The organism is Cupriavidus sp. GW823-FHT06D04 (assembly GCF_058795055.1).
In genome coordinates this window covers 67552-80520 of the sequence record NZ_JBXAHL010000020.1, presented here as the reverse complement: position 1 = coordinate 80520, position 12969 = coordinate 67552, and the positions used below count along the sequence as shown (strand labels likewise).

At 69.8% G+C, this 12969-nt stretch carries 16 protein-coding genes; 4 read left to right on the top strand and 12 right to left on the bottom strand.

Annotated features, from left to right (window positions below):
- Position 1 precedes the first annotated feature (1 nt).
- Entirely contained in the window at positions 2–829 is an 828-nt protein-coding gene (locus AC1Q7H_RS23245; protein WP_211981021.1) for an FAD binding domain-containing protein, read from the top strand.
- A gap of 9 nt (positions 830–838) precedes the next feature.
- Complete coding sequence (locus tag AC1Q7H_RS23240) at positions 839–2008, top strand: xanthine dehydrogenase family Fe-S subunit (RefSeq protein WP_211981022.1); 1170 nt, start codon at positions 839–841, stop codon at positions 2006–2008.
- 35 nt (positions 2009–2043) lie between these two features.
- Here the strand turns inward: AC1Q7H_RS23240 and AC1Q7H_RS23235 are convergent, their stop codons facing one another.
- Entirely contained in the window at positions 2044–2640 is a 597-nt protein-coding gene (locus AC1Q7H_RS23235; RefSeq protein WP_013952449.1) for a helix-turn-helix domain-containing protein, read from the bottom strand.
- Positions 2641–2744: 104 nt separating this feature from the next.
- Here AC1Q7H_RS23235 and kbl point away from each other — a divergent pair, with 104 nt between their 5' ends.
- Both kbl and AC1Q7H_RS23225 read left to right on the top strand, forming a co-directional pair.
- Positions 2745–3944 carry a glycine C-acetyltransferase gene (gene kbl / locus AC1Q7H_RS23230; RefSeq protein WP_013952450.1) on the top strand — a complete coding sequence of 400 codons (1200 nt, stop codon included), beginning with the start codon at positions 2745–2747 and terminating at the stop codon, positions 3942–3944.
- The gene (locus AC1Q7H_RS23225; RefSeq protein WP_211981023.1) at positions 3944–4900 is read left to right on the top strand and encodes an L-threonine 3-dehydrogenase; all 957 of its coding nucleotides are present in this window, start codon (positions 3944–3946) and stop codon (positions 4898–4900) included. Before kbl ends, AC1Q7H_RS23225 begins: the two co-directional genes overlap by 1 nt.
- Before the next feature lie 4 nt (positions 4901–4904).
- Here AC1Q7H_RS23225 and ccmI read toward each other — a convergent pair whose 3' ends face one another.
- Genes ccmI through AC1Q7H_RS23170 form a run of 11 tightly spaced genes read right to left on the bottom strand, consistent with a single transcriptional unit; the run spans position 4905 to position 12968 of the window.
- A complete protein-coding gene (gene ccmI, locus AC1Q7H_RS23220; protein ID WP_211981024.1) occupies positions 4905–6110 on the bottom strand; it encodes a c-type cytochrome biogenesis protein CcmI in 1206 nt (401 codons plus the stop codon).
- Positions 6107–6577: a cytochrome c-type biogenesis protein gene (locus AC1Q7H_RS23215; RefSeq protein WP_013952453.1), complete on the bottom strand. Its 471-nt coding sequence runs from the start codon at positions 6575–6577 to the stop codon at positions 6107–6109. The genes ccmI and AC1Q7H_RS23215 overlap by 4 nt, the downstream gene beginning before the upstream one ends.
- Entirely contained in the window at positions 6570–7112 is a 543-nt protein-coding gene (locus AC1Q7H_RS23210) for a DsbE family thiol:disulfide interchange protein (RefSeq protein ID WP_013952454.1), read from the bottom strand. The genes AC1Q7H_RS23215 and AC1Q7H_RS23210 overlap by 8 nt, the downstream gene beginning before the upstream one ends.
- Entirely contained in the window at positions 7109–9127 is a 2019-nt protein-coding gene (locus AC1Q7H_RS23205) for a heme lyase CcmF/NrfE family subunit (protein ID WP_492379336.1), read from the bottom strand. Before AC1Q7H_RS23205 ends, AC1Q7H_RS23210 begins: the two co-directional genes overlap by 4 nt.
- Positions 9124–9597 (bottom strand): cytochrome c maturation protein CcmE, encoded by a 474-nt coding sequence (gene ccmE, locus AC1Q7H_RS23200; RefSeq protein ID WP_013952456.1) that lies wholly within the window; start codon positions 9595–9597, stop codon positions 9124–9126. Before ccmE ends, AC1Q7H_RS23205 begins: the two co-directional genes overlap by 4 nt.
- Positions 9594–9737 carry a heme exporter protein CcmD gene (ccmD, locus tag AC1Q7H_RS23195; RefSeq protein ID WP_013952457.1) on the bottom strand — a complete coding sequence of 48 codons (144 nt, stop codon included), beginning with the start codon at positions 9735–9737 and terminating at the stop codon, positions 9594–9596. The genes ccmE and ccmD overlap by 4 nt, the downstream gene beginning before the upstream one ends.
- Positions 9734–10525, bottom strand: a complete 792-nt coding sequence (locus AC1Q7H_RS23190) for a heme ABC transporter permease (RefSeq protein WP_013952458.1) — start codon at positions 10523–10525, stop codon at positions 9734–9736. Before AC1Q7H_RS23190 ends, ccmD begins: the two co-directional genes overlap by 4 nt.
- A complete protein-coding gene (ccmB, locus tag AC1Q7H_RS23185; RefSeq protein WP_492379335.1) occupies positions 10522–11199 on the bottom strand; it encodes a heme exporter protein CcmB in 678 nt (225 codons plus the stop codon). The genes AC1Q7H_RS23190 and ccmB overlap by 4 nt, the downstream gene beginning before the upstream one ends.
- Positions 11196–11876, bottom strand: a complete 681-nt coding sequence (gene ccmA, locus AC1Q7H_RS23180; protein ID WP_013952460.1) for a cytochrome c biogenesis heme-transporting ATPase CcmA — start codon at positions 11874–11876, stop codon at positions 11196–11198. Before ccmA ends, ccmB begins: the two co-directional genes overlap by 4 nt.
- A 3-nt stretch (positions 11877–11879) precedes the next feature.
- Positions 11880–12467: a NapC/NirT family cytochrome c gene (locus AC1Q7H_RS23175; RefSeq protein WP_041228817.1), complete on the bottom strand. Its 588-nt coding sequence runs from the start codon at positions 12465–12467 to the stop codon at positions 11880–11882.
- A 12-nt stretch (positions 12468–12479) separates the two neighbouring features.
- Entirely contained in the window at positions 12480–12968 is a 489-nt protein-coding gene (locus AC1Q7H_RS23170) for a nitrate reductase cytochrome c-type subunit (protein WP_013952462.1), read from the bottom strand.
- Between the last annotated feature and the right edge of the window lies 1 nt (position 12969).

Below are 12969 nucleotides of genomic sequence, written 5' to 3'. Positions count from 1 at the left end.
CATGAAAGCCGTCGCTTTTTCCTATCATGCGCCCGGCTCGCTGCCGGAGGCGCTGGCCCGCCTTGGCGCGGGCATAGATGTGGCCAAGACCATGGGCGGAGGCCAGTCGCTCGGCCCGATGCTGAACCTGCGGCTGACCCGTCCCGACACGGTGGTCGATGTGTCGGGGCTGGCCGAACTGCGGCAAGTCGCGCCCACCCCCGATGACATCCGCATCGGCGCCTGCGTGACCCATGCGCAGATCGAGGACGGCGTGTTCGCGCCGCTGCAGGGCACCATGCTGCAGGCCGTGGCGGGCGGCATTGCCTACCGCGCGATCCGCAACCGCGGCACCGTGGGCGGCAGCCTGGCCCATGCGGACCCGGCCGCGGACTGGGTGGTGGTGATGACCGCGCTGGGTGCGCGCATCGAGATTGCATCCGGCATCGGCACGCGCGATGTGCCCATGGAAGCATTCATGATCGGCGCCTACACCACGGTGCTGGCCGACGGCGAGCTGATCGCCGCCGTGCGCGTGCCGCATGCCACCGCGCACAGCCGCTGGGGCTACCAGAAGCTGTGCCGCAAGACCGGCGAGTTCGCCGAAGCCAGCTGCGCCGCGTACTTCGATGCCAGCCGCCGCTTTGCACGCATCGTGCTCGGCGCGCTGGACGGGCCACCGGTGGTGCTGCCTGGACTCACGCGCGCGGTCGCCGCGCAAGGCGCCGCGGCGCTCACGGCCAGTGCCGTGGACGAAGCGGTGGCGCAGGCCGCGCCGGGCAAGGACGCCATCGACCGCAAGCTTTACCGTACCGTCGTGATGCGCTGCGTCACGCAAATGCTGAACTGAGGAGCGCCCGTGCAGACCATCGAATTCAATGTCAACGGCCGCCGGGTTTCTGGCGCGTGCGCGGACCGGACGCACCTGGGCGACTTCCTGCGCGACACGCACAGCCTGACCGGCACCCACCTCGGCTGCGAACACGGCGTGTGCGGCGCCTGCACCGTGCTGCTCGACGACAAGCCGGTGCGGTCGTGCATCACCTTCGCGGCTGCCTGCCAGGGCGCTGACATTGTCACCGTCGAAGGCTACCAGGACGATGCCGTGATGGCCGACCTGCGCGCGGCGTTCAACCAGCATCATGCCCTGCAATGCGGCTTCTGCACGCCGGGTATGCTGGCGACCGCACGCGACATCGTGCTGCGCCTGCCCGATGCGGACGACGCCGCCATCCGTCACGAGTTGTCGGGAAACCTGTGCCGCTGCACCGGCTATATGGGAATCGTCGCCGCCATCCGCTCGGTACTGGACGCACGCCGCGACGCAGCCGGCGTGATTGCGCGGCACGTCGCGGGCGCGGCGCCGGCCGAAGCGCCGTTCACCGGTTTTGCCGTTGCCGACGAAGCGCTCGGCACGCTGCCGCACCTGGCCGCCGGCACCGGCGCCGAGGCGGAACGGTCAGCCGACCGCAAGGGCTGGTCGCGCATCGAAGGCAGCTTCACCGTCCCCTACGCGCTCGACTCGGTTTGGGCCTTCATGGCCGACCTGCCAGCCGTCGCGGGCTGCCTGCCGGGCGCGGTGCTCACTGAAATTGCGGGGGAGAAGGTCAAGGGTCATATCGCCATCAAGTTCGGCCCGATGTCCGCCAGGTTCGACGGCGCCGCGCGCCTGCAGCGCGACGACGCGCTCAAGCGTGGCGTGCTGAAGGGCGCAGGCCAGGATTCGCTCAGCAACTCCAAGGCCGCCGGCGACGTCGCCTACCAGCTGAAGGCGCTCTCCGCGCACGAGACCGAAGTCGCGGTCGACCTGCAGTACTCGCTGCAAGGGCCGCTGGCGCAGTTCTCGCGGTCGGGGCTGGTGCGGGATTTCGTGCGGCGCATGATTGCCGATTTCGGCAAGTCGGTGGCGCGCCGGATGGACCCGACGCTGAGCGATGCCGAACGCAACCAGCCGGTACGCCTCAATCCGGTGGCGATGTTCTTCGGCGTTCTGTGGGAGCGGGTCAAACGATGGTTCGGCGCCCGCTGAACCCGCCCGCCGGGCTGTCGCAACCCTTGCCCGCGTCAGCCCGGATGCACTACAACCAGTAGTGCGGTGGCAGTGGTCTTGCCGCCATTGGAGATCGCATGTGCGACATCGGCCGCATAGCGCGCGGTCTCGCCGTGCCTCAGCTTCTTCTCATCGACGCCCGCGCGCACCGTCATCGATCCGCTCAGCACCGACAGGTGTTCCTGGGTGCCGGCTTCGTGCGGCTCGGAGGCCAGCACGCCGCCGGCCTGGATGGTCAGCTCATACCACTCGAAGCGGCCGGCCAGGTCGATCGGGCCCAGGATGCGCAGGTCGCAGCGGGTATCGGGGCTTTTCAGCGATGGCGTGGCATGTGGCTGGATCACGGTGATGCCGCCGCCCGGCCGCTCTGCCGCGCCGCCGGCCAGGAAATCCGTCAGGCTGACGCCAAGCGCATTGGCCAGGCGCCACAGCACCGCCACGGTGGGGTTGGCCAGGTTGCGTTCGATCTGCGACAGCATCGACTTGGATACGCCGGCACGGCGCGACAGTTCATCGAGCGACAGGCGCTGCTGCTGGCGCAGCGCCTGCAGCGCCATGCCGACGGCGGGCGGCCCGTCGGCCTGCGGCATTTGGGCAAGGGCTTGCGTCATGGGGGAATGTTCGTTATATTGCGCAAAACGTTCGATATAGAGAACGCGTTCGATTTATCGATCGAATCCTAGCATATCCCTCGCACACCAACGGGAGCCAAGCCATGTCGAATGCCGAGGCATTCTATGCATCCATCCGTACCGAACTCGAAAGCATCCGCGCGGCGGGGCTGTTCAAGAATGAGCGCGTGATCGCCACGCCGCAGGGTGCGCGGGTGCGCACCACCGACGGCCGCGAGGTCATCAACCTGTGCGCCAATAACTACCTTGGCTTGTCGTCGCACCCGCAGGTGATCGAGGCCGCGCACGAGGCGCTGCGCACGCATGGCTTCGGGCTGAGCTCGGTGCGCTTTATCTGCGGCACGCAGGACCTGCATAAGACGCTGGAGGCGCGGCTGTCGGCCTTCCTCGGCACTGAGGACACCATCCTCTATGGCTCGGCCTTCGATGCCAATGGCGGTTTGTTCGAAACGCTGCTGGGCGCGGAAGACGCGGTCATCAGCGATGCGCTCAACCATGCCTCGATCATCGACGGCATCCGCCTGTCCAAGGCACGCCGCTACCGCTACCAGCACAACGACATGGACGACCTGCGCGTGCAGCTGGAGCAGGCGCGGGCCGACGGTGCGCGCTACACGCTGGTGTTTTCCGACGGCGTGTTCTCGATGGACGGCACCGTGGCGCGGCTGGACCAGATGCGCACGATCTGCGATGAGTACGACGCGCTGCTGGGCATCGACGAATGCCATGCCACCGGTTTCATGGGCCAGCGCGGGCGCGGCACGCATGAGGCGCGCGGCGTGTTCGGCAAGATCGACATCATCACCGGCACGCTGGGCAAGGCGCTGGGCGGCGCCTCGGGCGGCTTCACCAGCGCGCGCAAGGAAGTGGTGGCGCTGCTGCGCCAGCGCTCGCGGCCCTATCTGTTCTCCAACACGGTGGCGCCGGCCATCGTGGGCGCGTCGATCGCGGTGCTCGATATCCTGGAAGCCAGTACCGAGCTGCGTGACCGGCTGGAGGGCAATACCAGGTTCTTCCGCGCGGGACTGGACCAGCTGGGATTCGACGTCAAGGCGGGCGACCACCCCATCATCCCGATCATGGTCTACGACGCCGACAAGGCGCAGCAACTCGCGCAGCGCCTGCTGGAGCTGGGCGTGTACGTGGTCGGCTTCTTCTACCCGGTGGTGCCCAAGGGGCAGGCGCGCATCCGCGTGCAGATGAGCGCGCTGCATGACGAAGCCGCGCTGCAAGAGGCGCTGGAAGCCTTTGGCCAGGCTGGCCGCGAACTGGGGCTGATCTGATGGAAGATGGCAAACCGAAGATCCTGATCGTCGGCGCCAACGGCCAGATCGGGTCTGAACTGGCACTGGCGCTGGCCGAGCGCTACGGGCGCACCAACGTGATCACCTCCGACGTGGTGCCCACCGGCCGGCACGTGCACCTGACGCACGAGATGCTCAACGCGACCGACCGGGGCGAGCTGGCCGCCGTGGTCGAGCGCCATGGCATCACCCAGGTCTACCTGCTGGCCGCCGCGCTGTCCGCCACCGGCGAAAAGGCGCCGCAGTGGGCCTGGAACCTCAATATGACCAGCCTGCTCAACGTGCTGGAGCTGGCACGGCAGACCGGGCTGGAGCGGGTGTTCTGGCCAAGCTCGATTGCAGCCTTTGGCCCGACCACGCCTGCCGGACAGACACCGCAGAAGACCGTGATGGAGCCCACCACCGTCTACGGCATCTCCAAGCAGGCGGGCGAGGGCTGGTGCCGCTGGTATCACGCCAACCACGGCGTGGATGTACGCAGCGTGCGCTATCCGGGCCTGATCTCTCACAAGACCCCGCCCGGCGGCGGCACCACTGACTATGCGGTCGACATCTTCCATGCGGCGGTGAAGGGCGAGCCCTACACCTGCTTCCTGAAGGAAGACGAGGCCCTGCCGATGATGTACATGCCCGATGCCATCCGCGCCACCATCGAACTGATGGAAGCGCCGGCGGACAAGCTCGGCGAGCGCGGCAGCTACAACATTGCCGGGATGAGCTTCACGCCCGCGCAGACTGCAGCGGCCATCCGCGAGCAGGTGCCGGGCTTCCAGATCCGCTATGAACCCGACTATCGCCAGGCGATTGCGCAGGGCTGGCCGGATTCGATCGACGATTCGGTCGCACGCGCGGACTGGGGCTGGAAGGCCGAGTACGGCTTGAAGGAGATGGTGGCGGACATGCTGGCCAACCTGAAGGCGACGCTGCCCGCCTGAGCCACTATGGCGCGATCGTGCCGTCGATAGCGATGCGGATGCCCTCGGTGCCGACTGCCACCGGTCCGGTGCGCCCTACCAGGTCCCCGGCCTTCGGCAAGGCGCTGCCGCTGGCCGAGATCCGCGCTTCAAGCATGACCTGTTGCTGTCCGGACAGCCGGTGATCGGGCCGCATCGCCATCGCATCCTCCAGCGTGAACGACAGCGGCAAATCGCGCGCCTGCCGGCGCAGTACTGCCAGCGGCATGCGTGAGCCGTCAGCGGGCAACGCGTAGACAAAGAGCGTGTCGCCCGGTTGCGGCGTGCGCCCGGCCTTTTCGCTGAGCGTGACCATGCCGGTGATCTTCGGGGTTTGCGCCGCGGCAGCCGTGCCGCGCGCGGCCGCAAGGTTGGCGGCGATGCGCGCCGCTGTCTGCGAATCCGCGGGCAGCAGCCGGTACAGGTGCTCCCAATATCCGATCGCCGCCTGCTTATCGCCGCGTTCGGCCGCGGCGCTGGCCGCAAGCGCCAGCGCTTTGGGGTCGTCCCGGTCCAGCGCCAGGGCCTGGCGCACTTGCGCCATGGGCGGGCCTTCCAGCGAGCCGCCGTGCAGGCTGGCCAGCACATCGGCGTAGTCGGAGCGCAGCGCGGCCACGTCCGGCGCCAGTTCAACGGCCCGCGCGTAGGCCGCGGCGGCGTCGGCATGGCGTTCCATCACGCTGTATGAGCGCGCCAACATGGCCCAGCCCTGCGCGTCGCCGGGCGACTCGCGCAGGCGCTGCGCGAGCTGGTTCACCATGCCCTCGACCTGCGCGCCGCTCAGCTGGTGCTGGTTGCCGGTGCTTTCGGGCAGGTCGTCGGCGCGCCAGAGCGCGACCGGGTTGCCAAGGTGCAGGTAGAGCAGGATGGCGGCGCTGGGCAGTACTGCGAGCAGCAGCGCGGCGAGCAGCGGCGAGGTGCCGGCCCGTCCCGTGCCGGTGGCGGCGCCGGCGGCGTCATCGAGCAGCCGGCGGCCGAGTTCGTCGCGGGCTTCGGCGTGGCGCGCCGCGGTGAGGGTGCCGCCGCGCAGGTCGGTGTCCAGCTCGCGCAACTGGTCGTGGTACAGGTCAACCAGCAAGGTGCGTTCCGGCGTGCCCGGGTCTGGCACCGCCCGGCGGCGCAGCAGCGGCCACAGCAGGCAGGCCGTGGTGGCGGCGATCAGGGCGGCGGCGAGCAGCCAGAAGGTGGTCATGGCTGGCGGTGCTCCACGGATGTTGTGGCCGATTCGTCCAGCAAGTCCGCAAGCTGGCGCTGCGCGCTGGCGTCCAGCGTCGCATCCGCCTGGCGATTGCGCGAGCGCGCACGCACGATCGCGGCCGCCACGCCGGCCACCAGCAACAGCGGGCCGAACCACAGCAGCCACGTCAGCGGCCGCAACGGCGGCTTGTACAGCACGAAGTCGCCATAGCGCTGCACCAGGTAGTCCTTCACCGCCTCGTCGCTGGCGCCGCCGCGCAACTGCGCGCGGATCTGGCGTCGCAGGTCGACGGCAAGGTCGGCGTTGGAGTCGGCCAGGGTCTGGTTCTGGCAGACCAGGCAGCGCAACTCGTTGGACAGCGCGTGCACGCGGGCATCGAGTTCCGCTTCCGTCAGCGCCGTCGCCTGCAGCGAAACGCAGCAAAGCCACACGGCAAGCATCGTGCGGATCCGGCTACGCATGGCTGCCTCCCTGCCGTTCCAGCTGCTCGATCAGCGGGATCAGCTTGCGCTCCAGCACCTCGCGCGTGACCGGGCCCACCTGGCGGTAGCGCACCACGCCGTGCTGGTCGATGACAAAGGTCTCGGGCACGCCGTAGACGCCGTAGTCGATGCCGACGCGGCCGTCGGCATCGACCAGCGAAGCCGCATAGGGGTTGCCCAGCCGCTGCAGCCAGTCGCGCGCGGCGCCGGTCTCGTCCTTGTAGTTGAGGCCATACAGCGGCACCGGCGAGCGCGCGGCAAAATCCACCAGCAGCGGATGCTCGGTGCGGCAGGCCGCGCACCACGACGCCCACACATTCAGCAGCCAGACCTTGCCGCGCATGTCGGCGCTGGCCAGCGTGCGGCCTTCGGGTTCGAGCAGCGGCAGGCGGAACGCCGGCGCGGCCTTGCCGACCAGCGGCGAGGGCAGTTCGCGCGGGTCGTGGCGCAGCCCGGCGGCCAGCGCGACCGCAAGGGCGAGGAAGGCGGCCAGCGGCAGCAGGAAGCGCGTCATGCGGGCGTCTCCTCATGGGCGGAGGCCAATGCCGGCACTGCGGGCACATCCGGTGCGGCTGGCGCGGTGGCAGGATTGGCGGCACGGCGGCGAAGCCGGTAACGCTTGTCGCAGACGGCCAGCAGCCCGCCCAGCGCCATCAGCACGCAGCCGGCCCAGATCCAGTCGACAAAGGGCTTGACGTGGATGCGCACGGCCCAGGCGCTGCCATCGACGTTCTCGCCCAGCGCCACGTAGAGGTCGCGCGCCACGCCGCTGTCGATCGCGGCCTCGGTGGTGGGCATGTCCTGGCTGCGGTAGATGCGGCGCTCGGGGTGGAGCAGTGCTACTCGCTTGCCATCGCGCGCGGCCACCAGCGTGCCGCGCAGCGCGTCGTAGTTGGGCCCGCCGGCCTGGGTCACGCCGGCAAAGCGGAAGTCATAGCCGCCCACGCTGACGCTCTCGCCGGCGCGCATCGGCAGTTCGCGCAGGCTTTCCTGGCCGGATACCAGCGTCACGCCGGCGATGAAGACGCCCACGCCGGCGTGGGCGAGCAGCATGCCCCAGTAGCTGGGTGTGAACTGGCGCAGCGCGGCCAGGCGGCGCCCCTGTTGTTGGCGCAGCCGCGCCGCCAGGCTGGTCACGGCGCTCAGCACGCACCAGGCCGCCAGCAGCAGCCCCAGCCCGCTTAGCGCCGAGGCATTGCGCAGCACCAGCAGCAGCCCCAGCCCGATGGCCGCGCTGGCCACGGCGCCCCAGCGCAGGCGGCGCGCCATGTCGGGCAGGCTGCCGTGGCGCCAGCGCGCCAGCGGCGCGGCGCCCATCAACAGCACCGCGGGGGCCATCAAGGGCACGAAGACCTGCTCGAAGTAGGCCGGGCCGACCGAGATCTTGCCCAGCCCCAGCACATCGACCAGCAGCGGGTAGAGCGTGCCCAGCAGCACCGTGGCGGCGGCCACCGCCAGCAGCACGTTGTTTGCCAGCAGCATCGACTCGCGCGAGACCGCCGCGAACGCCACGCGCCGCGCCAGTCGCGGCGCGCGCAACGCATACAGTGCCAGGGCCAGCCCGGTAACCAGCCCCAGCAGCGCCAGGATGAAGATGCCGCGCTTCGGGTCCACGGCGAAGGCGTGGACGGAGGTCAGCACGCCGGAACGGACCAGGAAGGTGCCCAGCAGGCTCAGCGAGAAGGTGAAGATGGCGAGCAGCACGGTCCAGGCGCGCAAGGCGCCGCGCTTCTCGGTGACCGCCAGCGAATGCATCAGCGCGGTGCCGGCCAGCCACGGCATGAACGAGGCGTTCTCGACCGGGTCCCAGAACCACCAGCCGCCCCAGCCCAGCTCGTAGTAGGCCCAGGCGCTGCCCAGCATGATTCCCAGCGTCAGGAAGGCCCACGCCACCGTGGTGCACGGCCGCGACCAGCGTGCCCAGGCCGCATCGACGCGCCCGGCCAGCAGCGCCGCCACGGCAAAGGCAAAGGTCACCGAGAAGCCCACGTAGCCCATGTAGAGCAGGGGCGGGTGGAACACCATGCCCGGGTCCTGCAGCAACGGGTTGAGGTCGCGGCCTTCCATTGCGGGCGGCAGCAGCCGCACGAAGGGGTTGGAGGCGAACAGCAGGAACGCCAGGAAGCCGGCGCTGATCGCGCCCATCACGGCCAGCACGCGGGCCACGGCGGCCAGCGGCAGCTGCCGGCTGCACGCGGACACCGCGAGCGACCACAGGCCCAGCATCAGCGTCCACAGCAGCATCGAGCCCTCGTGCCCGCCCCAGACCGCGGCGATGCGGTACGCCAGCGGCAGCGCACTGTTGGCGTTGGCGGCGACATAGCGCACGCTGAAGTCGTTGCTGACGAAGGACCAGGTCAGTGCGGCGAAGGACAGCGCCACCAGCAGGCACTGCACGCGCGCGGCGGGGCGCGCCAGCGCCATCCACGCCAGCTGGCCGCGCGCGGCCCCGGCCAGCGGCACCACGGCCTGCACCAGCGCGACCAGCAGCGCCACGATCAGCGCGAAATGGCCGAGTTCCGCGATCACTGGCGTACTCCCTGTGCCGGCGCGGCTTCGGCCATGCGGCGGTTCACCTGCGCGGCCTGCTTGAGCGCGTCGGCGGCTTCAGGCGGCATGTAGTTTTCATCGTGCTTGGCCAGCACCTCGCTGGCGATGAAGGTGCCGTCCGCCTGCAGCTGGCCGCGCGCGACCACGCCCTTGCCTTCGCGGAACAGGTCGGGCAGCAGGCCGCGGTAGCGCACCGGCACCTGGCGCGCCGTGTCGGTGACGACGAAGCGCACCGTCATGCCGTCGCCCTCGCGCCGGATCGAGCCGGGCGCCACCAGCCCGCCCAGCCGGAAGCTGCGTGCCACCGGCGCTTCCTGCGCGGCGACCTGGCTGGGACTGAAGAAGAACACCAGGTTGGAGCGGAAGGCATTGAGCACCAGCGCCGCCGCGATGCCGCAGCAGGCCAGCGCCGCGGCCAGCAGCCCGAAGCGGCGCTGGCGCGGCGTCATTGGCCGGCTTCCTGGCGCGTGGCACGGCAGCGGCGGGCCAGCAGCACCAGCTCCAGCGCCAGCAGCAGCGCGCTCACGCCGAAGGCGCCGGCGATGAAGATGCCGTGATGCCCGTAGGGCAGCAGCGAGGACAGCGTCATGAGGTCTCTCCGGGAACCATGGCAGGGCCGTGCGGCACCTCGCCGCGCTCGCGCAGGATGCAGCGCACGCGCACCAGCGCCACCGCCACCGTGTACATCCAGCACGCCATCGTCATCAGCAGCATGCCAGCCAGCATGGTGGCCGCCATCGACGGCGCCGCGGTCAGGCTGACCGATGCGCCCTGGTGCAGCGTGTTCCACCACTGCACCGAGAAATAGATCACCGGGATATTGACCACCCCCACCAGCGCCAGCACCGCGCAGGCGCGCTCGGCCCGGCGCGGCTCGTCGATGGCCGCTTCCAGCGCGATAAAGCCGAGGTACAGGAACAGCAGGATCAGCTCGGAGGTGAGCCGCGCATCCCAGACCCACCAGGTGCCCCAGGTGGGCTGCCCCCACAGCGCACCGGTCCACAGCGCCAGCGCGGTGAAGAGCGCGCCGGTGGGCGCCAGCGCCGAGGCCATCATCGACGACAGCCGCGTGCGCAGCACCAGTGCCAGCGCGCAGTAGCCGGCCATGACCAGGTAGATGAACATCGACATCCACGCCGCCGGCACGTGGATGAAAATGATGCGGTAGACCTCGCCCTGCTGCGCATCGGTGGGGGCCACGCCAAAGCCGAGCCACAGTCCCGCCAGCGCGAACAGCGCCGCCGCGGCAAAGAACCATGAGGCCATGCGCCCGGCCAGCGGATAGAAGCGCACCGGCGCGGCATAGGCCAGCCAGCCGCCGCGGACCGGGGGCCGCGGCGCGGCAGCGGGGTGGACGGATGGCAGCGGCTGGCTCATGCCGGCGTCTCCATGGCAATGCGCAGCCCGGCGGCGGCGGCCAGCGGGCACAGGAACAGCGACAGCGCCAGGCAGGCGCCCAGCAGCGAGAACTGCGGCATCACGTCAAGCCCGGCATCGGCAGCGGCCGCGGCGCTGGCGCCGAACACCAGCACCGGCACGCACAGCGGGAGCACCAGGATGCACAGCAGCACCGCGCCGCCGCGCACGCCCAGCGTCAGCGCCGCGCCGACCGCGCCGATCAGGCTCAGCGCCGGCGTGCCCACCAGCAGCGACGCCGCCAGCAGCAGCGATGCGCCCAGGGGCAGCCCATACTGCTGTGCCAGCAGCGGTGTCAGCAACAGCAGCGGCAGGCCGCTGGTGAGCCAGTGCGCGGCGATCTTGGCCAGCACCAGCAGCGCCAGCGGATGCGGCGACAGCAGCAGCTGGTCCAGGCTGCCGTCGGCATGCTCCTGCGCGAACAGCCGCGACAGCGACAGCATCGACGCCAGCAGTGCCGTCACCCACAGGATGCCGGGAGCCAGCGCGCGCAGCTGCTGCGGCTCGGGGCCGATTGCCAGCGGGAACAGGCTGGCGGCGATGACAAAGAACACCACGCCGCCGAGCAGGCTGCCGCGCCGCCGCCAGGACAGCGAGACATCGTGCGCGACGATGGCGGCGAGCATGCGCATCATGCCGGCGCCCCCAGTTGCAGCACCGCGCCGCCCGCGGGCAGCAGCTGGTGCGTGGCGATCACGGCCATGCCGCCGGCGGCGAGGTGCGTGCCGAGCTGCGCATCGAAGCGCGCGCAGGCATCGGCATCCAGCGCGGTCACTGGTTCATCCAGCAGCCACAAGGCGCGCTGCGCCAGCGACAGGCGCGCCAGTGCGACGCGCCGCCGCTGCCCTTGCGAGAGCGTGCGCACCGGCGCGTTTGCGAGCCGCTCCAGCCCTTGCGCGGCGAGGGCGCGCGCGACGCCATCGGCACTGTCGTCCGATCCGGCGAGGCGCGCGGCAAAGCGCAGGTTTTCCGCCGGGCTCAGGTCAGGGTCGATGCCATTGGTGTGGCCGACATACGCCAGCGCCAGCTGATAGTCAGGGTCGGCGGCGCGCACCGGGCGGCCGCGCCAGTGCAGCGTGCCGGCATCGGCCATGGCCAGCCCGCACAGCACGCGCAGCAGACTGGTCTTGCCGCTGCCGTTGGGGCCGAGTACCTGCAGCAGGCCGCCGGGGGCGAGGTCGAGGTCGATGCCGCGCAACACCGGGCGTCCGGCGCGCGAGATGGCCAGCCCGCTCGCGCTCAGCACGGGGGCGGCGCAACGTGGGGATTCAGGCGGAAGCTCGGATGGCGGCGCGGGCGAGCGGACTGGCACGCGTCATTTCTCCTCGGCCTTGGAGATGTCGGGAAGATGGTGCGCGATGCCCTTGTGGCAGTCGATGCAGGTCTTCTCCTTGTTGGCCAGGTGGGTGGAATGCATGGCCTGCGCGCGCGGGCTCTGCCGCGTGAAGTCCATCGACTGGTAGTCGTGGCAGTTGCGGCATTCCAGTGAATCATTGGCCTTGAAGCGCGCCCACTCGTGCTGCGCCAGCGTGAGCCGGTGTGCCTGGAACTTTTCGCGGGTGTCGACGGTACCGAAGATCTTGGCCCAGACCTCCTTGGACGCCTGCATCTTGCGCGCCATCTTGGTGGTCCAGTTGTGCGGCACGTGGCAGTCCGAGCATTTGGCGCGCACGCCGCTGCGGTTGGTGAAGTGGATGGTGCCCTGCAGCTCCTGGTAGACGTTGTCGCGCATCTCGTGGCAGCCGGTGCAGAACTGCTCGGTATTGGTCAGCTCCAGCGCGGTGTTGAACGCGCCCCAGAACACCACGCCGGCGACAAAGCCGCCGAGCGTCAGGAAGCCCAGGCTGAAATACGCGCTGGGCCGGTTGATGGTTCGCCAGTAACGCTTGATCAGGTCGAGCATGGCGCGCATCCGCTAGTTGGATGAGCCCTTGACGCCGGGCTTGCGCTTGAGCATCTGCTCGACGTCAACGAAGGTGTTGCCCACCAGCGGCTTGGCGTCGGCCTGCGGCACATGGCATTGCGTGCAGAAGTAACGGCGCGGCGAGACGTCGGCCAGCACGTTGTTGTCGCGGTCCATGTAGTGCGTGATGCTGACTGGGATCGCCTGGGTTTCCTCGGTGCGCGTGCGGGCGTGGCAGAACATGCAGCGGTTGAAGTCCTTGTCGACCTGGTAGCCGTCGATCTTGTGTGGGATCGTCGGCGGCTGCATGGTGTAGTTGCGGGTGCGGCGGATGTCCTTGTTCTCGGTCGGGTACATGATGGGTGCCTTGGTCTCGCTGGCGATGGGTGTGGGCCCGCGCATCGCGTCGACCAGGCCCTGGGCGTGCGCCGGCATTGCCAGCACGGCCAGCAGCAGCGCACACAGGGCCAGCAGGGGCTTCCAGGATCGGCTTGGTTTCATG

Excerpts from the sequence above, each read along its gene's own strand:
- AC1Q7H_RS23215 (WP_013952453.1), bottom strand. The coding sequence starts at position 6,577 with ATGCGTAGCCGGATCCGCACGATGCTTGCCGTGTGGCTTTGCTGCGTT.
- AC1Q7H_RS23245 (WP_211981021.1), top strand. The coding sequence starts at position 2 with ATGAAAGCCGTCGCTTTTTCCTATCATGCGCCCGGCTCGCTGCCGGAG.
- kbl (WP_013952450.1), top strand. The coding sequence starts at position 2,745 with ATGTCGAATGCCGAGGCATTCTATGCATCCATCCGTACCGAACTCGAA.
- AC1Q7H_RS23225 (WP_211981023.1), top strand. The coding sequence starts at position 3,944 with ATGGAAGATGGCAAACCGAAGATCCTGATCGTCGGCGCCAACGGCCAG.
- AC1Q7H_RS23190 (WP_013952458.1), bottom strand. The coding sequence starts at position 10,525 with ATGAGCCAGCCGCTGCCATCCGTCCACCCCGCTGCCGCGCCGCGGCCC.
- ccmI (WP_211981024.1), bottom strand. The coding sequence starts at position 6,110 with ATGACCACCTTCTGGCTGCTCGCCGCCGCCCTGATCGCCGCCACCACG.
- ccmD (WP_013952457.1), bottom strand. The coding sequence starts at position 9,737 with ATGACGCTGTCCTCGCTGCTGCCCTACGGGCATCACGGCATCTTCATC.
- ccmB (WP_492379335.1), bottom strand. The coding sequence starts at position 11,199 with ATGATGCGCATGCTCGCCGCCATCGTCGCGCACGATGTCTCGCTGTCC.
- AC1Q7H_RS23170 (WP_013952462.1), bottom strand. The coding sequence starts at position 12,968 with ATGAAACCAAGCCGATCCTGGAAGCCCCTGCTGGCCCTGTGTGCGCTG.
- AC1Q7H_RS23175 (WP_041228817.1), bottom strand. The coding sequence starts at position 12,467 with ATGCTCGACCTGATCAAGCGTTACTGGCGAACCATCAACCGGCCCAGC.
- ccmE (WP_013952456.1), bottom strand. The coding sequence starts at position 9,597 with ATGACGCCGCGCCAGCGCCGCTTCGGGCTGCTGGCCGCGGCGCTGGCC.
- AC1Q7H_RS23210 (WP_013952454.1), bottom strand. The coding sequence starts at position 7,112 with ATGACGCGCTTCCTGCTGCCGCTGGCCGCCTTCCTCGCCCTTGCGGTC.
- AC1Q7H_RS23235 (WP_013952449.1), bottom strand. The coding sequence starts at position 2,640 with ATGACGCAAGCCCTTGCCCAAATGCCGCAGGCCGACGGGCCGCCCGCC.